Below are 21,805 nucleotides of genomic sequence, written 5' to 3'. Positions count from 1 at the left end.
TTTGGGTTTAATTTGCGATTTTCTACATTAAAACTGAACTACTTAACATAACTACCTTACTTCTTCTTTCACAATTTCAACGGCATTCACACACAAAACCTCCAGTGAAACAAGATTATTTTGGGTGTCCCTGTGACCAGAATTCAATTTCAATCTCATGTAATTGGACATTCTAGCAAGCACATATACTTTACTATTTGGAGGTGTGTATATGGCTATGAATTTTCCGCCCTTACCTGAGGAAATAAATATTATATATTCTTTGCCCCTCAAAAGTATTAAACCACTCTTTGTTCCAAAAATTACTGGGGTTTTTATAAAAAGGACTGACATTACACATAGGCTCTTAACTACATTCGATGTTCTTTTACCAGTTGAAAAAGTACCTAACAAAGATGAATATATATTAGTGGGGAGATATGATGTGTTCTATTATCTCAGAAATACTAAAGAGGATTTAAGTGTTAAATGCATTATAGAAGAATATACAGGATCGTTAAAACAATACTATAAAATTCTCCGTCGGATGCATAGCAAAGGAGACATGACAAAGAAGAACAAACAAATTGTGCTTCAATTAATAAAGGGGTTGGGAGTAAATATATCCTCCGTATCTAAAAATACAGGTTTTTCTAATTCTGATTTTTCAGACTACGAATACAATAGTCTGGTGCCTACAAATTTAATAAATGAACACACTACTGAAAAAACATTAAATTGGATTAGCAAGCTTAAATTAGACGCCACTGTTAAATCTTTTTTATATGACAGAGCTAAACTACCAAAAGGAAATACTGGAAGACTAACTGAGGAAAAACGTAAATTCCTACAGGACTTCTTTAAATATGTTAAGAGATTTGATAAATTAAATTCTATTCAACAAATAGAAATTCTCAAAAAAGCTTTAAATTTTAAATTAATAGCTATAGAAATTCTTCAAAAAGAAATTGATGGATATTTCAATAAATAAGTTTATAGTTAAATTCACATATATATTAAGAGATTTTGTTGGAAGAGCATTTTGATAAATGCATCAATTTGTAAATATAGAATTAACGGATGTAGCAAATTTTTCTAGGCAGAATAAAACATCCTTTTGGCATTAAGATTTGTTTGGAAAACTATCGAATACGGAAGAAATATACTTTTAAGAAAAATTGCTAAAAAGACAGACATCAAAATTAGGTAATGAAAAAAGACAGTGGTTCCTTTACCATTGTCCTTCTCAGATAAACTTTTTCTTTTTATTTTATGGTGCCTGAGACCCTAATTGTCACCCTAATTCCATCCTATCTCAAAAGAGGAATACATAGTATTTCCATAACCAAGCGTAAGCAGATTTTATCGATTCCTTGAATAAGCTCATAGAGAGGAAAAACAAGAGGATTGTAATTAATACACTAATCATGTGTATATAATGCTTCCTAATAATAGTCATTCATTCACCTCATTTATCTCAAAGAGATTTTTCTATTTTCTTCCAACTTTTATTTTTCTCAGTCAGTAACCAGGTTAGTAGCTTTCCAGAACTATTATTTTGATCAGAAATGGAGCTTGAAGCAAAGAAACGATAATTCGAAAACTTACTGTCTACTTTTCTTAGAAAGTTATTAAGCCCCATGCTAGATAATAAATCGATACACTGCTGATGCGTTATCTCTTCTACAGACTCTGTATCGCTTGCCACCGATATTTGCTTCATTGTTTCTTCACCGATTTGAAAATTCAACTTTTGATCCATTTTATTTATTAGGATTGCTATTGGCTTTTTAATTTTTTCATGAGCTTTTACCCCATAGCTTTCTTGTAATTCTAGTAAAAACAGATCGAAGATATCCTCAAAATCTACACTATTCCATGTTTTAGTAAGATTCATTTTTTCACGAATACTAGGAGAAGAGAATGGATCAAGAATAAGTATACTTGCATCATAATAACTTAAATACTTTTGCTTCTTAAAATCAGAACTATTCTCAAATGTTTCTCCTGCTGGATCATATAAATATATCATTTTTTCCGTATGCCATTTAGGGTGTTTTAAACCTACACACTCTGCTGACTTTTGACGATTATTCGTTTTCTCAGGGCGTATTCCTGCAGATAAATTACTATAATAGGAATCCACTTTTGACTCTAGGGATTTATTAGGATATCGAACCTTTACCCCTAAAGACTTCGAATACTCTGCTAATTGACCAACTGCTGCCAGTAGAAAACTCGTTTTCCCTGAGTTACTCCCACCAATAATCGGAATAGTAATTGGGGTACTTTCATGACTCATGTCTCTGTTACAACAAGATGGACAAGATGCATGAAGATCTTTTCTACCATTAAAGTAAGTGGCTGGTAATCGTTGACCACATTGACAGGTTCTTTTTAATATTCCATACTTTCCTGGGACTAAATCTGTATGTTTGGAATGGCAATTACTACAATGATAAACAGGTAATTCACTAGATTCATAACAACTAGGACAAACTGTCTTTACATGATTCCATTTTCTAAAGAATTTGTCTGTGTAATAACAAATTTTCCAGAATAAAATAACTGGTAAACTATATAAGGAAATAGTTGCAAAATAGACTAGAGAAATTATTATTAGCAAGGATTGCCCAACCAATACTAGAGTAAGTATACTAGCATAAGAGCTTACTTTAATAAAAACTGTAATGACACTGCCATAAACTCTTTTATGTCTGAATAAATTAGTTTTTACTCTCTTCCAATTTTCCTTATTTTCATGGAATGCAGTTTTCATAACAATATTTGCATCTTTAAATGCTTTCCAAAATATATATTTCTCTATTGCAGGTTGTTCTGCGTCATTTCTCATCCCTTTGTATGGTTTTACATTTTTTCTGAAAATATTTATATAGGTATATACAGTTAAATAAACCCCATAAAGATAACCTACTATAGCTATTCCAATAAATGCTATTGGCCAGGTTATCACGGAAGCAATAAAATTAAAAATATTGTTTGGAATATACTCTTTTCTAATTATAGCAATTAGTAGATGAAGCCCAAAAGCTCCGATCAACATAAGTAATTTATATTGGCTATAAAAAATAAACCATTCCTCAGAGAAATAAAAATCTCGAAATAACAAAATAGGATTTCCATTTGCTTCCCACCCAGTAGAGAAGAACAAATATAAATAACATCCCATATAAAGATATAAATAAGCAGCCATATATTCCGTTCTTGGTCTTAAAAAGAAGAATAGTGATCCAATGAGAATAAATGGCCAATAATTATAGGAAATTATATCGATAACATTAATGGGAAAATACATATACGCTATTAATATAAATACGAAAGATAAGGCCGTTATCTTAGGATATTGTTTTTGGTTCACTTCCGAATACGTCACTAATATCGACGGAATCACTAAAGTAAAAATTGTGTAGATATTTGTATGATCAATTTTAAATTGAAATATTACTAAGGTTGATACTAAAATGATGATGTTTAGGATTCTTAGGGATAAATGAAAACTTTTTGTCAATCCACCATCTCTCCTTTTCATTCATTGGAAAAGTTACTCTTTTAAAAATATCTCCAAGCACGCTGAAACCTTTCTAAAGGAGTAACCATTCATTATTTTCTTCTTCCAAATGGAGTAAATAGTTTCTTTAACAACGAGTTATTTCCCATTACTTCCGATTCTATTTCTACCCAAAGATTTTTTATTTTTGGTTGACTTTCTATACTCTCTATTGCATTCTCTGACATTTTTCTCCATAGGGCTTTATTCGATTTAAAATATTCAACTAATGTTTTTCTTAATTTATCATCTTGTTCTTCATACTTTTCTAAGTATGCTAGTATAAATTTAGTTAATAAATCTATTTTTTCGTCTTTATTTAGTGTTTGTTCTATTTGTTCCAGCACAGACCATAGGCTTGATATTCGTTTAGAGGAAGCCAAATATTCAGTAATGATATAGAAACTATTTCCTTTAATTAAGACGGGGATAATCCATTTTAAGTATTGCTTATACTGAACATCTGTGGTCGTCTCTAATAGATCAGCCACTTTGAGTAATGTTTGTTTAGAAAATCCTCCTGTTTTTTTGATACTCTCACCAAATTCATATAATTTAGACAAGGGGATTTTAGATTTTTTTATTTTCTCTATATTTGCTACTAGACTGGAGTATCTTATAAAATTCTCATTTAATGGAAGTTGTTTTTCTGCATGATCAAATAAAGGAACCAACGATAAACTAGAAAAATTCACCAAGTATCCAGAAGAGAATAGCGTTTCTACTTGATTCATCCATGAGGAAGTATTTTTTATTTCTAACAAACGATGAATCACAAGCTTCACCTGTTCAATTGTCGGCTTCTCCTCACAAAACAACTTTTCATTCAATGGAACAAGTGCAGTCACTGGTTCAAAAGTTTCTTCTAACAGCGATTTAAAAAGGCTATCAAGTAATTTCCGCCCATCCTTCCACTTTAAAACTAATTCGGCTGGTAAATCTCCCTTTTTTATACTATTAAAAAGAACAGGCTCAAGATCCCCCCTATAATTTGGTACTTTTAAGTATAGAACAACCAAAGCATACCCTAAGTATTTGGGATATTTTTTCAAAAGTAGTTCCACATTATCTATGTTTTGGTAATGTGGAAGAGCTAAATCAATCAATTGCACTACAAACATGTATTGTGATTGTAAATTATCAACATAACTACCTAAAGTGTCCATCTCTTCTAGAATAAATTTGAGATATACATTCAGTTTTTCTTTTTGAGGTTCTGCTTTCGCTACTTGATACATTTCTTCTAAATAATGTTTCTCTGTAATAATTTCCGAAAAACTTTTTACTTCGAGAGTTAAATTTTTCATTTTTTGATAATAGGCGAATGCTTTTTCCAAAGCCATAGTGTCTCTTGCGTCGATTATTAATTGATTAAAAGAGGAAACAAAAAAGGCATATGCATATGCAAATGTTTCAGCTTCTTTTGTTTTATTACCGACTTCGAATAGAAGATTGGATAAACTTTCTGCAATTTCAATATCTTGTTCAAGAATAAGTACCTGCAATTCCTCTGCACCTTTTGGATAGTGTTTCTGAATCATTTTAACGATTTCTTTTTTATAAGAATCTCGACAATTCAAATGGGCAAACTGAAGTGCCTGTTTTAATTGGAATGAACTAATTTTTCCGGAATGCATGAAGGAATAAAGTAATGTTGCATTATCTAAATGATCATCAATCACTTCTAATTTCGTATTCTCAATAAACTCAAAAAAATGATTTAAGCCAGACCAATCAGAATGGAAAAATTGCATAACAAAAGACGGATACGATATCTCTTCTTCAATTCTAGGTATCTCTTGATAAAATAGATCAAACACATAAAATTGTTGCCCAATCATTGTTTCATTACCTTGATAATTTGTCCCATTTGGTAAGGTTGCATTAAGAAGATATTGACTTTTCATTGGATCATAAGTATAGGTCGTAAAAGTAATTTCCTTTGCAAATTTTGTTGGGAATGCCATGGAAATACTAGCCAACCATAAAGGTATGTTTTCTTGTTCATCTAAAATGAGAATACGTCTACCATTTTTTTTATAAAGAAAGACAGCCTTTACCATTTGAGCCAAAATAGACAGCCTATTATTTTCTTGAAGGAATTTCTCAATGCTTTCCTTTGTGATGAAAGAAGTTTGAGCCACTAGATTTAATTCTGGTAAAGGCTCTGGCCTTCCAATTACTTCATCTTCTTCCACAGATAAACTATTTCTCAAATGATTATTTTTATAAAGCTGGATTGGATGGAAATAAAGATTGTCCTTTTCACATACTAAAGTATGAGTAAAAAAATTCCCTGTTCTTCCGGAATAGTCCGTACCTTGATATTGTGCTAAAGAAATGCCATATCTTCCACTTGATAAAGAATAAAAGGAAAATGCTTTTGGGAACATTTCTAATTCCTGTTCGGATGGATCAGCAATCAAATGTGATGGTCTAATATAAATAGAATTTCTTTCTATTTCTTGATTTTCTAATTCTGTTAGACCTTCTGAGAGTGAATATGTTTGAAAACCTGAACCCTCTCCTTGTCCAACTTTTGAAGACGTATAATAATGTTGAAGGAATTTCATCGTTTACCTCCTTTTATCCATTCCCTTAATAATTTTATTTTTCCATAAAAGCCATAGAAATGGATCTTCCACACGATATGGTTCGATATTGGTAATTTTTCTATCTAGTCCTGGGTCGCTTCCCAAGGCGGATATACCAAAAAATCCATACTCTTTGTAATTATGGTCTAACAAAGCAGTCATATTCCCTTTCGTCCATCCTTGGACAAGGGATTTCATCTCATTATTAACACTTTGAAAATCCAATACATTAAACGCCTTTTGTTCTAAATGACGACTCTTCATCTTTAATTTACTACTAGGATCTATAAGAGGCAGGATTCCATCTATTTTAGAGAAGCTTATGGCAATCGGAATATTGATTTTCTTTTTCATTTTTATGCCCAAGGTATTACGAATCATATTAGTCGTTCTAATCAAAATATCATTTACATCATTATCTAGATCCAAATGAGGTAAATTGACTTGTACGCCTTGTTCCCCGATTTGGTCTCTTACGGAAGGTAGCTGAAGTGGATCCAGTAAACAGATGATACCAGCAGAATTACTAATATAACGAGTATGTTTACTCATATTTTTTTCTTCTTTTAAGTCCTCACCTGCCGCATCAAAGAAAGCAAGGGTGATTACCTTTGTACCAAACATTCCACCATTAGAAAAAGAGAGTGTAAATAATAAGGGTTTTTTCACATCACCATTCACTCTTGCTGATTGAGTAACATCCAATGTTGTTTTATTTTGAAATAATGGATTCTTAAACTGGCGGTTGTAGCGTTGAATGGTTTCTTCATTTTCTGGCTTTAAATAGCAATTATAGGCATTTCCTATATTATTAATTATTTCATCTATTAAAACAGCAATATAGTGACTTTTTCCTGATTGTTTTGCTCCAATGATTGCAATAATATAATCTTCATAGTCACTTATTGTACTTGGTAATGTAGAGCGACATGAAGGACATATTCGAATCATTGTTTCCTTATTACAAGTCTTACAATTTACAGAGGATGGCATCGTTGGTTTTAACCAAGACATACTATTTTTCTCCACAGTTGCTTCTGTGACTGTAGGCATTATTAGGTTAATGTTATACTCCCAATACTGGGAATAAACTAAATCCTCCTCCATACATCTTTCATCCGAACATCTAAACTGAACTTCCTGCATTTTATGTTCGTGAAAACAATATGGGCAAATATAAGATTTCTTAAATGGTGCCATAACTTTCTTCCTTTCTATTTTCCTATCGTTAAATCTCCAATTGGATCTAAAACAAATCTTGTAATATCTTTTTCATGCTGATAAAACAATTTAAAAAATGTATTTTGCTCTTGATGATCTGAAATATCCAATTGTAATGAGCTTAAATCTGTTCCCTCATCGATTGTTAACACTTCTACACCATCATTTCTTGACAAAGGCTGACGCCCTGACTGCTTAACAACAACTAAAGCAGGAGATTTCACTCCTACATCAGAGCATTGAATAGAAAGTACTACTTTTTTCTTAAACATCCCTTTCCTATCAATGGAATACATGATTTCATGCGGCTTTTCATTTGTATGATAAAAATGAACACCTTGTGAATAAAGCTTTTCTCCATTGACTTCTTCTCCCACATAAATAGTGAAGTATAGTTCTTTAAAACTATTAATATTATCCATTTTGTATCCATTAAATGCATCATATGCTGTCTTCGAGCAACTACGTTGAACGGCACCTGATTCCATGGGAGTCTTAGGAAAATCCTGCTCGCTATATACAACAAGCACTTCCTCAATATCCTTTGGCCAAGACCATTGTAAAAAGAAACTTCCATTTGCATCTTTTTTGCCGCTTAATTGAGAAACATCCACAATCTCTTTTACAGCTATCGCCTTACATACAATAGCTAAATTTCCGCTTTTTAAAATCGGTAAAATATAATTGACCCGAGATGGCACTATATTCACCACACATTTGCCGTCTGTGTTAGCTTGTTTATAGGAAAAATGTGCAAGTTTATTTGATAATTGACTATATGAACGAACTTCTCCAAATTTGAAAGCTTCAAAAGGACGATCCGCAACATAATAAAAGATTTCTTCCTTGCTTTTTATTTGGTCTAGACAATTAAGCTCTATCTTATTACCAGCAATATTAGATATGTAAGTGGTTATTGGATTCAATTCCACTCCCATCGTTAAGATGGACTTCCCTTTAGATAATAAGAAGCGACCATTTCCGTCCTTATGTTGACAAATTACTAAATAGCCATATTGCTTATCGCTCTCAATATCATTGTCAATAACGCCACTTCCTTTTACACCATTGAGCTTTATTCCATCACCACGACCAGTTGGAATACTCCCTTCTTTTTTCCACACTTCCACTTGTGTTTTGACAAGGTTTTTCCACGTTAAAACAATTCCACCGTTCTCCGGATATGCCTTCAATTGCTCCACTTCCGGCATTCTCATGATTGGTCCTATTGCTGTTGCCATCGACGATAGTGCTCCAAATCTTTTCGTTACCACCGAATAATAATAGATTTTTCCAGATAATGATTTATTGTCAATGAATTTATTTCCAATTATTTCACCAATAACTTCTCCGTCATCCCTATTTTCAATAGGGGAATTTTCTTTTCGGATAATTTGATATGCCAAATTACCTTCTGAGTTGGATTTTACCCAAGTAAGAACAATCTCTTCCTCGGATAAATTAGCTTCCAATCGAGTTGGCGGATCAGGTGGATAGTTATTTAATTTGCTCAAAGCTTCTTGACAATCTGTACTGCAATTTATGGCTTCTAAATAATAATGAATCGACTCTTTTACATCTGTTCTTTGACTTGCCTGTTTCAAATAAGCCTCTGTCATAGATAATCTATTTGTAATTTCATTTCGAAGAACTTTAATTTGTGCTTGATTAGTCCATCTATAATTTTCTAATAATTTCCATTCCTTGTTCGCACTATAGTATCTTCTCTTTTTCACTTCTGCCTCTACTCTAGAAAGTTGACTATCCATTTCATTCTTTCTATTAGCTAATTTTTGTAGAGCATTTTCTACGTCTTTACCATTAAAGTAATATTGCGCTCTTAACAATAAATTTTCTGCGGTGATTAAATCATACATCTTTAATGCTAGATTACCGTCTTTAAGGAAACGATCATGTAGATATTTACCTTCTTTCATCACACCACATTTTGTACAATGAGTATCCCCAACATGAATGGGTGAATGACAAGCGTAACAACTCGTATGCATGGGAGAACCACAGTGATAACAGTGGTTAGTATCCTCTTTATTAATACTTCCACAACTGCCACATTGAATAAGTTCCAATTCTTCCGTATTAGCAACATTGCTAGTAATTAAAAGAATATTCTTTTGCTGACAATAGTGAGCAATTCTCTGCTTTGCATCTTTTTGTAGTAAGCCTTCTTTCCCGGCTTCTTTCAACAACTGCTTATAAACAGAATAGTCTATGACTCTATCAGCAGCAGCAATATCTATATAAGGGACAATCATTTCAAAGCGCGCTTTTTTTAAAGCTTCGTTGTATTTTTGATAAAGTTCTTCTGTCTCAAAAAGAGTTTTGGCTTGTGAATATACTTGCTTTTTATTCTCTGTTTCGTTCGAGCCTTTGCCCTTATTTTGATATTTTCTATATTGCTCTTGGCTAATAGTATATAAAATGCCTCTATCCGCTTTTTCTGGTTGTTCTAATACATCATAAAGAGTTGGAACAGACCCGACCTTTGGGACAACTGCCAATTCCGTTAATAGCTGACTAATTATCTTCATCTTTTCTGGTTGTAAGCTATCCTTTTCTTTCACTTGGGAAACTTGTTTTCCCTCTTGAAGAGGCACTACCATTTTCTTCATAATCTCAGTTTGAGGAAGTTTCGTATCTTGTTCCATGCGTTTTATTTCCAAAGGAGTGACATACCCCTTAGCTGATAATATATTTATGTATCCATTTAAAATCTTATTTTTTTCTTTTTCTTGCTTTATTTGCTCTGCTTTCTTCTTTTCTAATGCTTCTTTTGCTTCTTCTATACGAGATTCACTATCAAGCATCACTTGTTCTATGCTGGGAATAAGTCTTATATACTCTCTGAATTTCGGTCCATTTTGGGGATGATTTACTTTCTTTCCCCACTCCAGCTTTTTATCTTTGATTGTTTGACTAATGACTTTTTCACTTGTTTCCGGTGGATCATAGGACAATTCCAACAATAGATAAAAATTGGGTCTTTCCTCCATAAATCACACCTCATTTCTTATTAAACATTAATCTATTCGACTTTTCCTTAATTTCACGTGCAATCTTCGAAAAGGAACTGATTAGCTGTGTTTCATTCATAAACAAAGCATTTTCATCTGTTGTCGCAAGTCGTGATAAGAATTTTTGATCGGCATCTCCAAATCCAATTGCGATTATTTCTATATTAGCTCGTTTACATATTTCTGCATTCCTAATAGCAATGTCCGTGTTCCCCCACATACCATCTGTTAAAACAATCACAAAAAGGTTCTCCCTATCTGTTCTGCTGTTAAGCATTTCTAACGTTAACAGAAATGGTTCTGCACTATTGGAGTATCCTAGTGGACCGATTTTAATATTACTGATAGCGTTCTTTAGTAGACTTTCTTCATTCGTTAGATCTTGAATTATTTGTACAGAGTCAGCAAATCCGACAATTCCAAGATTGGTGAAAGCTAAATCAAATTGATCAATAAAATTGCTTGCAGCCTTTTTCGCTTCACGAAGTGGACTTCCACTCATGCTTCCCGATAAATCTAATGCTATTACAACTGATAATTCGACTGGTATATTTTCCTGAATAACAGGTCCTCCCATCCAAGAAAGATCTTCTGGCAATGGTTCTTTCTTAATAGAAAGCATGCTTTCATGATTATCTTGAATTGCTGTAACAGCAACTATCCCATTCGCATCATAGGAATAAGAAACATTTATATTGCTAATGCCTTTTGGATTGTGTTTAATGCCAGAGATAACATATTTACCTAGAATTTCATTCTCTAATGGATTATTACTTTCCCCTTGAGTCACATATACTTCTAATTGATTTTCTCTTTTATCAGAAGTATGCAGTTGAAAAGGACGTTGTTGTATTATTGGTATTGGTAAATTTCGACGAATAATAATACTATTTGTATAAGCTGATCCATCTTCGCTAACCGAAACCATCCCTAGACTATGACTCATAATGTCTTGTACTTTTTTATAGGAACTACTTACTTGATACTTATTCTGGATTTTATCGATTTCCATTTTTGCCTGAATTGCTGCCCCATAGGCAACCACTTCATCAACATTTACCCCTTTTAATGGGAGTTTCCCAATTTTACTTTGTATATAGGCACTAATCATTGGCATTTTTGTAGAACCACCAACAAGAATAACATCGTGAATATCTAACCAGCTCAAATTCCCTTCAGCTAATGCTAAATCTGCCAAATTCCATGTTCTCTCTATCAAATCCAGGGTTAATTCTTCAAATAAAGATCGGGTAATCTCATAGGTATCTTTTTTACCTTCAAAAAAAATGGAAAGATTAACTTTTTTTAAATCAGTTAAATTCTTTTTTGCTTTTTCACAAGAAACTAATATTTCGTTTAGTGCACCTGCATCTTCTAGTGGGTCCAAATGTTGTTTCTCATAAAATCGTTCACAGACATAACTAGCTAGTCGATCATCCCAATCCTTTCCCCCTAAAGAATGATCTCCATTCGTCGCAAGAACCGTAATCTCTTGATTATCTATTTCTGCAATAGTCACATCAAACGTGCCGCCACCTAAATCATACACCATAATATTTTTCTTTCTATTTATGCTATGTAATCCATAGGCAATAGCAGCAGCTGTTGGTTCATTAATAATCCTTAGTACGTTCAATCCTGCTAATTTTCCAGCTTTTATCGTTGCTTCCCTTTGCATATTATTAAAATAAGCTGGAACGGTAATGACAGCATCCTTTACTTCTGCATTGATTTCTTTTTCCGCATCTTGTTTTAATTTTTTTAAAATCATACTCGATAAATCAATGGTGTCATATACTTTATCACCGAATTCATACTGGAAATTAGAATCACCCATTACACGTTTAAAAAATGAAGCAATTTCTGAAGAGCCAAAAGCTTGTTCACTTTTAGCTTCTTCTCCAATTATTGGTTTTTCTTCTCCGAAATATATGACAGAAGGGGTTGTTGTTTTCCCTTCCGAGTTTTTCAAAACTTTCGTAGAACCAGTTTCATCCACAATAGCCACTACCGAGTAGGTAGTCCCTAAATCAATACCAATACAATTAGTTGACATAGATTTCTCCTTAAGATATCGATAATGATTTAGATTTTTCTGTAGCTTCTACCATTTGCTCTTCACTAATTACAGAAGTAGTTTCAAATGTAGCAGTAACTTCATTACCGCTTGTTACATCCACACCTTTAATATCTAATCGCCCATTTTCATTCAATATGAAAGTAATATCTAATGGCGCGTCTTCAGGCAACCCTTTTATTAATGTTAATATAGATTCACCTAACTTTACTCCATCTTCAATTTCAATAATCTCATCAGAAAATTCATTTTCATACACTTGTAACAGCACATCATCTTGATTTTCTTCGACTGTTCCAAAACGTGATGTAATGATTTTAGGCAATGTATCATTTTTTGTTACCAGATTGACAATTTTTTCTCTTCTTTCTCCATCTGTTGAAACCATAGATACAATTCCAAAGCTTTTACTCGTCACGTTAATAATGACCGTTTCAGTAATTTTCTCCACTTCACTTGGCGATAAACGGAAAAATTCCTGTGCTTTTTCCTTAATTTCCTTTTCTTGCTCTTCTGTAATTTCCTCAACTGTGCTAATCTCGAGACGTTTTGCTTGGACCCAATCACGAATGGATTTTTCTGTTCCATATATGGTTGCACCTTTTGCAACTGCTTCATCTGGATCAAATTTCACCGGTTGTTTTCCGAATTCTTGAATAATGCGGGCTTCAATTTGAGGCATTCTGGTCGACCCTCCAACGAGAATAATCTCATCAAATTGATCTTTTCCTTCTCCTTTCTTCTTCGCCTCTTCTAACATTAATTTCGTTAACTCTACTGTACGATCTAACAATACTTCCGTTAGATTATCAAATTTTTCTCTTGTTAACTCCACGCGTACACGATCAGCTCCATGAACAAATGAAATTGGTGCTTTTTTTCGTTCACTAAGTGTTTTCTTTGCATTCTCTGCTCCGACTTCTAATTCTTTTGCCGTTTCAGCATCATCCAGAATATCGTCATTATTACCAGTTTGTTCATGATATTGCTCCACTAGATAATTGATAATTGCATCATCCCAGTTTTTCCCACCTAAATTGTGGTCACCACCTGTTACGATAACTTCAATCGCTTCTGGAGAAATATCAATTAAAGTTACATCAAATGTACCCCCACCTAAGTCATAGACAAGTACCTTTTTGGATGTATCCCGTGATACTCCATAAGCAATTGCAGCAGCTGTTGGTTCATTAATAATGTCAATCACATTTAATCCAGCAATTTCACCAGCTTTTTTAGTCGCTTCCCTTTCGTTTATTCCAAAATACGCTGGCACAGTGATTACTGCATCTTTTACTTCTTCTCCGACCTTATCTTCTGCATCCTTCACTAACTTTCGCAAGATAAGAGCTGATATTTCTTCTGCACGATATTTTTCACTTTTATTCCAAAACTCATAATCTGTTCCCATTTGGCGCTTAACAAAAGAAACAACATCATTTGGATATAACTTGCCACTTTCTTTCGCAGCGTCACCAACAACAATATTTGTTGCCTCATCTTCATCTTCAAAGAAAACAACGGAAGGGGTTGTCCTATATCCATTCGAGTTTGTTAGAACTACAGGTTTATTGTGCTCATCCATATAAGCAATACAAGAATATGTAGTCCCTAAGTCTATTCCATACACCTTCGTAGCTGAATTTGCCATTTTTCTTCTTCCTCTCCTGATTCCAATAATATAAATGGTTTATTATAAACTGTAAGAATTAATTAAAATCTTCTTGTTTTTCTTCATAAACATATACTGAAACTTGTTCTTTACGTATAATTCTTTCGTCCCATTTGTATCCTTTTCCTAATACTTCTGCAATTTGCTTATCCTTCGATAAATCATTTGTTTTAATAGTTCGAACAATTTTCTGCTCCATTTTTTGAAATTGACTATCCTCAGATTCATAGGATTCTACACCCTGAGTATATAAAATATCCTCTATATCCATTATGGTTCCATCAATGGCCTTCAAGTGTTTAGTATATTCTTCACCAGAATCAAGGGATTTTTTTAATTTCATTGATCTATCTATCGTCAATATTAAATCCATAATCACCGGCATTAATCTCTCATGAATTAGATTATCTTTATATCCTTGTAATTCATTATGTAATTTATCAATTATTTTTTCTTTATGTTCATCATGTTTTAATTTTTGTTCAAATTCATAAGACAATTGATTTAATTTCTTATCTAAGGAATGATATTGACTTTCTAGTAAACTACCAATACCTTCTACTTTCCCCAAGATATCTGCTGTAATAGAATCTCCAGCGCTTTCGGTCTCCATCTCAATCGCATTCGGATTTTTAGTATCCTTTTCATTATTTTCATTCGATATTATTTGTGAATCGATTGAAAGGTGTTCATCATTTTGATTCATGACATCTTCTATAAATAAATCATTATGATGTGCTTTATTGAGAAAATCAGGTTCACTCATACTATTCGAACTATCACTTATGTTATTTTCTTCTTTAAAAGACTCATCCACTTTTTCGATATCAAATACTTGTTCTGTTATGGATGTTTTACTAGTAATATCTTCGCTTTCTATATTTACATAATCTTCTAATTTATTATTTGTATTTCCGTTTTTCTCATTGTTTTTTTTAAACATCTTTTCACCTCGTTTTTTGTCATATTGAAACCTAAAATAAACTCAACAAAATTCTACAAAACAAGACTGCATCGGTCTCTGTTTTCTTTATTTTTACGATACTTAATTAATACACTATTGAAAGTGAGTACATAGAAGTGAATCATAAAAACGCCATTATATTATTCACATGTCAGCCATCAAAAGTTAACAACAGATATAATAGAATTCAAGTGTTCAGGCTGTATGAGACTATAACTAAGTCTAATAAAAATCTGTTTACTATCTCACTTGCTAAAAATAAAATTTTTATAGCCATTCTGAATCACTTAGTAACCATATTGATGCTCATCCTATCCTACTTATAATTTTAGCGATACTCACTTCCTCCACCCCAAATAGCTCTTCCACCTGTATGCCCTGTTTGTTCATGAGTCTCTTTATCTACTAATTGAATGACTCCTGGCTCTTCATTATGATGCCATACAAAATTATCTGGTGTTTCCCCGTTCGCTAAGCTGTGTATATCGGTTTGAGATAATCCAATTTCCTTTGCTAAGGAAGGATCAGCCTGTATAGCTTGATACAAGTTTTCATTGGCAACAGCAAATTGAACATCATCACTTTCTAAATATAATTCCTCCGCTAATTCAACGTGAAATGCTGAATCAAAGACAGGAAAAGTACCTTCAACTACTTGACCGTTTGGCAAATCTATATATTTCTCTGCAAAAGGAACTCCAGTATCTGGATGAATATTTCCACTTAGTCCATCATTTCTCGTATGTAACTCTTCTGCATTTACATCATCTGCCCCATCTATTACATCTAACACACCAATCGCAAGGCTTGATACAGCGACAACCTTCCCGATATTTTTTAATCCATTAATCACTTGCTCCTTATCCCCTTGTGAAAAACCTCTAATTGCTTGCCCTGCATTTGCTGCTGTATAAGTGACAGCGGAACCGATTCCCTTTATTGTTCTATCAGCAGAATCTTTCATATGAGACAAACCCGCCTGTTTATAATAGTCATCATCTTTTATAAGACCATATGTACCTTTTACCGCACCATCAAGAAATTCCCCTGCATTATCCAGAGCACGATAAGACGCTTTTTGTATACCATCTCCTACTTCTTCTATCCACTTACCAGTACCTTGATATCTAGTACCAACTGTCTTCCCTATCAGTTTAGCTGAGCCTCCCAGCAATCCTCCACCAACCGTGCCAATCGCCTTACCAACAGAACGAAAAACCACCATAAATTAGTTCTCCTTACCTAAATTAATATACCTATTATACTTGAATTTTTTTCTATTTAATACTAATTTCTACTATTTAATTTACATAAATTAGTATAATAGAAACTAGTTTTTAATTCCCACGCAAAATATCCCATCTAGATTTTAGATGAGGGTAGCAATAAACCAATGTATCGAACCAGATTATGCAAAAAAGGGCTTAATGAGTAGATTACAATGATAGGAAATAAGTGATTTAAACTTCAAACATTCCCAATATTAACATGTAAAAATACACATCATCGTTTATGTTCATTCTTTTTTTCAGAGAAACAAATTGTATTTTTTGTCTTTTTATACTCTGATACCAAACTCTTAAACCTCCCGTGAAATATTCCTGTGAAACAGGATTATTCGAGGAGTAACTGTGACCTAGAATTATTCTGTTTTGTCATGATAAATAGCAAATATAGATGGAAAAGAATGCTTATTTCTAAGTCTGAGATGTAAATTGTCATCATGATTGTTCTTTTTTAGCCAATCTTTTAAATGAGAATTTGCCAATTCTACAATACACTCAAACATCAAACTGTCCGCAATACTCAAATAAATTCCCAAAATAATAGAAAATTCTATAAACACATATTATAGTTGGTTTTCATTTTAGATTTTTTATAGATAATAGTAAAAAAGGATGATAATAATAGTTAACTTGAAAGAAAGGTAGTACCACAACTTTTCCGATACATTTCATTTATAATAATTTGCTCATCATCTCACATATTTTCCCACCCTCTATTCATGGAATGAAATATGGACTCTTTCCAACCCACAATTAAGTTAATACAACATTCCTCCACACACCACACCATTAATTAAACAATCCACTTAAAAAGGAGCAGCTAAAATGAAAGAAATCCTTACTACGTACAAAGTTAATGAAGAAACAAACGCACTAAAACCAGCTTTTCAGCTAGACTATCAAACAATCGTACTAGAGGGGCAGCGAGAACTCTATGTAAAACAAACTCCATTAGAATTAATTAAATTGGCAGCAAAAGAAGGAGGAGCAGAATATAATGGCCGGCGAATTTCAATGACTTATTTAACAGGCATTCATAAAAAAATTCCGATTCCAATTAATCCACTTAAAAACATCTATGCTTTTCCAACTTCTTCTCCAAATCAACCCCATTGCTGTTGGATATTCTTCCAACATGTCGAAGAAATTAAACCAACAAAAGGCACCTATCGTTCTATTATCCAATTTAAAAATGGCATTGAAATAAAAATGTACGAATCCCTGCATATCTTGGAGAAACAAATGTATCGAACCTGGTTATGCCAAAAAGCACTTAATGAGTAATTACAGTGATAAGGAAAGAAGTAATTTAAACTTCAAACACTCCTAATAAAATTTTCTTTTGAAATTTGTAAAAATATAGAAAAATACACATTATCGTTTATGTTCATTCCTTTTTCCTCTTTAGATAATGAGGAAAAAAGAGGGATAACATTGTCCAACGAGCTATATAAAACCCAAATCTATAAATCAATATTCGGAAGAAAGATCCGAAATAAAAGAAACATAAGAAATGTAAGTATTCAGCAACTTGCAGAAGATTCAGGGGTAAGTGTCAACCATATAAACAATATTGAGCTTGGCAAATCACACCCAAGCGCAGGTTTATTCCATGCTATTTGTAACGCCCTACACATTGATGCAACCACGTTTTTTAAAGAAGTGATGGAAGAAGTGGAATTGTTGATATTGGAAGAGGAATAACGTAGAACACTAACTCCCTCATTTTCTAATCAACTAAGTTCTATAATAAATATGAAGTTATTAGAAAAGGAAATATGACTTTTTCTTCTGGGGACAGTACAATTGTCCCCAGAAGTTTACAATTTGCTAACTTTTTTGATAAATTAAATATGAGCATCTAACGTACAATTCTATTAAGCTTCTAGGATAGAAGTGACCAAGCTTACTTCATTTGCGATTTTCCACCTTAAAACTGAACTGCTTAACAAAACTATCATACTTCTTCATTGAAAAATTCCAACCGCATTCACACACAAAACCTCTCGTGAAACATTCCTGTGAAACAAGATTATTCGAGGCGTAACTGTGACCTAGAATTAATGAAAACCGAAGTATAGTGATTACAACCAATCTTCAATTCGGTCAATGGAATCATGTTTTTGGCGACCCGATTCTAACAGAAGCTGTCATTGACCGCCTGATTCACCATTCTCATTTACTTGTTTTTAAAGGAGATAGTTTTCGTTATAAAGAGTCTTTATTGCATCAATAATTTGAAGTGACAAGTGGCATGCATATTTAATTGCCATTTGGTACATTTTTTAATTGCCAAATACACTGCAACCTCTACCGTCAGGGTGTGGTTGTCAATTAAATATTATTTTGGTTGAGAACCACCCTTTTGCTTGCGACGGCGTAGGGTGGTTTTCTTGTTTTCTAATATGTTCTTCCGAAAGAAATAGGCGCTTATCTCACGCACAATCCCCTTCAGAACTTCACGAAGAAATTCAAGAAATGTTTCCATGATTATCACCTCCTTTCCTAAACGGAAAGAAGCACAACAACCAACCACCCTCACAATATTCAGTTGCTATTTCAGTTTATCACATTCACACAATCTAACTCTCTATCAATCTTCGACAAATTTCGGGCCGTCACTGTGACCAAGAGTTCATCAACGTATCTTGTTTTATTTTGAGGTACACTTGATTGTCTGGTTGCGACCCATAAGTTCCAACAGGAACTGAATAACGATTTGACTTGAAGCGAATCGTATTGTCCTTATTTATGTTCCTTGGTATAATTACTGTATGGTTACTTTCTAATGAAAGTATAGGGGAGACTAGCTGTAAGTGTTGCTTTTCGACGAGAAACACTTCAACTGGTCTCTTTTTCGTTGTATTATGTACATTCTTATTACCTGTACGATCTAACCATTGTAATGCTGTGACCGTCAAGTAGAATGAAACAATTTTTGCTCGTTATTTTGAAACACTTTGTTCCCCAAATATGGTAGAACGATGCTTCATACGATAACTATCTTCATTTAAATGAATGATTTCTACTCGGTGAAGAATCCTATCTAGAATTGCTGTTGTTATAGCTTGATCACCCAATAATTCTCCCCATTCTTTTGGTGCCTTATTAGAGGTCAAGATAATGGAAGACTGATTATACAAGTCATTAATTAAATGAAAGAACATATTAGCTTCTTGTTGATCCATTGCCATAAACATTAAGTCATCTATTATGACTAAATCAGCCTCTCTAATTCTTTTCATTCTTGCTTTTGACTTTCGTGTGATTTCTTCTGTTTTCAGGTTATGAATTAAATCTCCCATTGATGTGAATATCGCTTTATACCCTTGGTTAATAGCCTCTATTCCTAGGCCTACGGCCAGGTGAGTTTTACCTACACCTGGTGGCCCTAATAAAATCAAATTGTACAGCTGTTCTATCCAAGTTAAATCTTTTAATCTATTTAGTTGTTTGTTGCTTAAAGACTTTTGTTCTTTTAAATTAAACTCCTCAAGTGTTTTGCTGAAAGGAAAAGTTGCCCACTTTAATCGGTTGTTTAGTTGCTTTTCTTCTCTTCGAGTTTGCTCATAAGAAGTGACATCTAACAGGAATTGAGTAAATGAAAGGTCTTTTTGCTCAGCTTCTCTGATCAAATGGGGGAGATGCTTGGCAGTTTCAACGAGTCTTAACCCTTTCATTATGTCTTGTAATTGTTGGATTTGGCTCATCGCTATTCAACCTCCATTAAAACCGTGTAAGTATCTACTTTTCTTTTGTATGCTTCTGTTTCTAAAACCCATTCTGATAGCCTGTTCAAAGTCTTAACTTCTTTCTTTTTATCAATAACTGTTTCATGTACCTGGCGCTGACGTTTCACATATGCAATGATATCGCCAAAATCAGTTGCACTGTATAATTTCCTTTTTAAACACTCTGCTAACGCTTTAGTCAGTACTTCGTTATCGATACCTTTTGTTTCGCGCAAGATGATTTGCAACTGGTCTTTAATGTAACGAGGATTTTTTTCCCTAACCTTCTCTAAATATTTAAAGGCTAGTTCTTTATCTTCAAATCTCTCAGCCACTGTATTAATGAATGCTCCAACACCTTTGTACGATCCCTACTATGTTTTTTATCTTTTATTAACAGCCCTTTCCCTTCGGGAATTGAATGTTTTGCAATAATTTCGCCAGTATCAGGTATATAAATAACTAATTCTTTAGTCTCCGTTTCCTTGATACATACTTTTTCATATTTGTTATAAGTTCCAAGTGGAAGAGAGTACCGATTAGATTGGTAACGAATAGTATTGTCCTTATGAACACATCTTGCTATACTTATCTCATAGTTATTTTGAATATCTATATTTTGGGAGACTGGTTTTAAGTGTTGCTTTTCCAGGAGGAACACTTCGAATGGTCTCTTTTTTGTTGTATTGTGTATTTTATAGTTACCCGTTCTGTTCAGCCATTCCCATCCTTGCTCATTCCAAGAGTCGATGTTATGAAACACTCTATGTTTTGCATAGTTTTGTTTGATAAATCCAACTACATTTTCTATTCTTCCCTTACTCTCAGGGTCAGCTTTTCTACAAACCCGAAGGTTTATTCCTCTGGATTCTCTATACTGCTGAAATTCTTTAGTTAAAATTAGATCTCCACCATTTTCGCTAACAACAATTAAACTATCTTGGTCATAAACGATCTCATTGGTCATTCCTCCATACCATTTAAACGCGTTCTCATGGGCTTGTATAACATCCCGTGTTGTAAATGGTCTATCCAACCACTCTTTATACTTTTGTCTAGAATGTGATAAGACAAAAGCTATAAAGTTGAGTTTGGCTTCCTTATTATCAACAGTTTTTTGTCTCGTATGACCAAAATCTACTTGCATTTGTTCTCCCATTGGAGGATCAGGAATTGCCTCATACATTCGAGGAGATGTTTCCTTATTTATTTTGTATTCTTCTCTTAATGCTTTTACATATGTTCTTACTGTACTTTCTCCAACAGTTAGATCTTTATATTTCTCTAAAAGCCAATCATAAACTTGTGCTGCTGACATATCCGGATGCATCCTCAACCAAGATAAAATCAGTTCTTTATATGGATCTAATTTTTTCTTTTTATACTGAAGAGAATCAACCCATTTCGCCATCTCCGAAGGAGATCTCTTTAAGTGCCTGTAAACAGTTGTTCGAGAAACCCCTAACTTTTCAGCTATCTTTGTCTGACTAAATCCTTGCTTTAATAATTGCTTTATCTCCATGTACATTTCCCACTTATCCACCTTCGCTAACCTCCACTGTAAGTATGAACTATGATTATTTTACAGTGATAGGTTGATATTTTTTGCTGGTATATTTGGGTAAATAAGCGTTTCATCTTATCAAGCAAAAACTGTACACTTTATTCTAGCAGTCACAAA

At 33.3% G+C, this 21,805-nt stretch carries 15 protein-coding genes and 2 pseudogenes; 4 read left to right on the top strand and 13 right to left on the bottom strand.

The annotated features are described in order from the left end of the window. The first annotated feature begins 211 nt into the window (after positions 1-211). The gene (locus NST60_RS14100) at positions 212-970 is read left to right on the top strand and encodes a hypothetical protein (RefSeq protein ID WP_341099077.1); all 759 of its coding nucleotides are present in this window, start codon (positions 212-214) and stop codon (positions 968-970) included. A gap of 486 nt (positions 971-1,456) precedes the next feature. On the opposite strand, the gene NST60_RS14095 is transcribed toward NST60_RS14100, so the two are convergent. The 8 genes from NST60_RS14095 to NST60_RS14060 all read right to left on the bottom strand — a co-directional run bounded on the left by NST60_RS14095 (position 1,457) and on the right by NST60_RS14060 (position 16,332). Then, complete coding sequence (locus tag NST60_RS14095) at positions 1,457-3,508, bottom strand: TRAFAC clade GTPase domain-containing protein (RefSeq protein ID WP_341099075.1); 2,052 nt, start codon at positions 3,506-3,508, stop codon at positions 1,457-1,459. 92 nt (positions 3,509-3,600) lie between these two features. Beyond that, positions 3,601-6,120 (bottom strand): GAP1-N2 domain-containing protein, encoded by a 2,520-nt coding sequence (locus tag NST60_RS14090; RefSeq protein WP_341099073.1) that lies wholly within the window; start codon positions 6,118-6,120, stop codon positions 3,601-3,603. A gap of 3 nt (positions 6,121-6,123) precedes the next feature. Continuing rightward, positions 6,124-7,341: a TRAFAC clade GTPase domain-containing protein gene (locus NST60_RS14085; protein ID WP_328021074.1), complete on the bottom strand. Its 1,218-nt coding sequence runs from the start codon at positions 7,339-7,341 to the stop codon at positions 6,124-6,126. Positions 7,342-7,355: 14 nt separating this feature from the next. Further along, positions 7,356-10,373: a zinc ribbon domain-containing protein gene (locus NST60_RS14080; RefSeq protein ID WP_341099071.1), complete on the bottom strand. Its 3,018-nt coding sequence runs from the start codon at positions 10,371-10,373 to the stop codon at positions 7,356-7,358. A 10-nt stretch (positions 10,374-10,383) separates the two neighbouring features. Beyond that, complete coding sequence (locus NST60_RS14075; protein ID WP_341099069.1) at positions 10,384-12,450, bottom strand: Hsp70 family protein; 2,067 nt, start codon at positions 12,448-12,450, stop codon at positions 10,384-10,386. Positions 12,451-12,460: 10 nt separating this feature from the next. Beyond that, positions 12,461-14,122 carry an Hsp70 family protein gene (locus NST60_RS14070; protein WP_328021079.1) on the bottom strand — a complete coding sequence of 554 codons (1,662 nt, stop codon included), beginning with the start codon at positions 14,120-14,122 and terminating at the stop codon, positions 12,461-12,463. 58 nt (positions 14,123-14,180) lie between these two features. Continuing rightward, entirely contained in the window at positions 14,181-15,086 is a 906-nt protein-coding gene (gene grpE / locus NST60_RS14065) for a nucleotide exchange factor GrpE (RefSeq protein ID WP_328021081.1), read from the bottom strand. A gap of 349 nt (positions 15,087-15,435) precedes the next feature. Then, positions 15,436-16,332 (bottom strand): HNH endonuclease, encoded by an 897-nt coding sequence (locus NST60_RS14060; RefSeq protein ID WP_169189325.1) that lies wholly within the window; start codon positions 16,330-16,332, stop codon positions 15,436-15,438. Positions 16,333-17,218: 886 nt separating this feature from the next. On the opposite strand from NST60_RS14060, the gene NST60_RS14055 reads away from it, so the two are divergent. The 3 genes and pseudogenes from NST60_RS14055 to NST60_RS14045 form a co-directional block, all read left to right on the top strand. After that, positions 17,219-17,677 (top strand): competence protein ComK, encoded by a 459-nt coding sequence (locus NST60_RS14055; RefSeq protein WP_016203276.1) that lies wholly within the window; start codon positions 17,219-17,221, stop codon positions 17,675-17,677. Positions 17,678-17,827: 150 nt separating this feature from the next. Then, entirely contained in the window at positions 17,828-18,097 is a 270-nt protein-coding gene (locus tag NST60_RS14050) for a helix-turn-helix domain-containing protein (protein WP_040343434.1), read from the top strand. A 361-nt stretch (positions 18,098-18,458) separates the two neighbouring features. Next, a pseudogene (locus tag NST60_RS14045) lies at positions 18,459-18,629 on the top strand (ATP-binding protein); the annotation flags it as partial. 105 nt (positions 18,630-18,734) lie between these two features. Here the strand turns inward: NST60_RS14045 and NST60_RS14040 are convergent. From NST60_RS14040 to istA, 5 genes and pseudogenes are all read right to left on the bottom strand, one after another. Beyond that, positions 18,735-18,881: a hypothetical protein gene (locus NST60_RS14040; RefSeq protein WP_235252859.1), complete on the bottom strand. Its 147-nt coding sequence runs from the start codon at positions 18,879-18,881 to the stop codon at positions 18,735-18,737. A gap of 157 nt (positions 18,882-19,038) precedes the next feature. Further along, positions 19,039-19,302, bottom strand: a pseudogene (locus NST60_RS14035) (IS21 family transposase); the annotation flags it as partial. A 36-nt stretch (positions 19,303-19,338) separates the two neighbouring features. Beyond that, a complete protein-coding gene (gene istB / locus NST60_RS14030; protein WP_025909801.1) occupies positions 19,339-20,103 on the bottom strand; it encodes an IS21-like element helper ATPase IstB in 765 nt (254 codons plus the stop codon). A 2-nt stretch (positions 20,104-20,105) separates the two neighbouring features. Further along, on the bottom strand, positions 20,106-20,459 hold the full coding sequence (locus tag NST60_RS14025; protein ID WP_341099066.1) for a hypothetical protein: 354 nt from the start codon (positions 20,457-20,459) through the stop codon (positions 20,106-20,108). Next, a complete protein-coding gene (istA, locus tag NST60_RS14020; RefSeq protein ID WP_341099065.1) occupies positions 20,429-21,667 on the bottom strand; it encodes an IS21 family transposase in 1,239 nt (412 codons plus the stop codon). The genes NST60_RS14025 and istA overlap by 31 nt, the downstream gene beginning before the upstream one ends. Positions 21,668-21,805: the final 138 nt, after the last annotated feature.

It is taken from the genome of Niallia sp. FSL W8-1348, from assembly GCF_038006745.1.
GTDB lineage: Bacteria > Bacillota > Bacilli > Bacillales > Cytobacillaceae > Niallia > Niallia alba.
The sequence above is the reverse complement of the archived record's forward strand: the minus strand, read 5'-3'. Positions and strand labels throughout refer to the sequence as shown.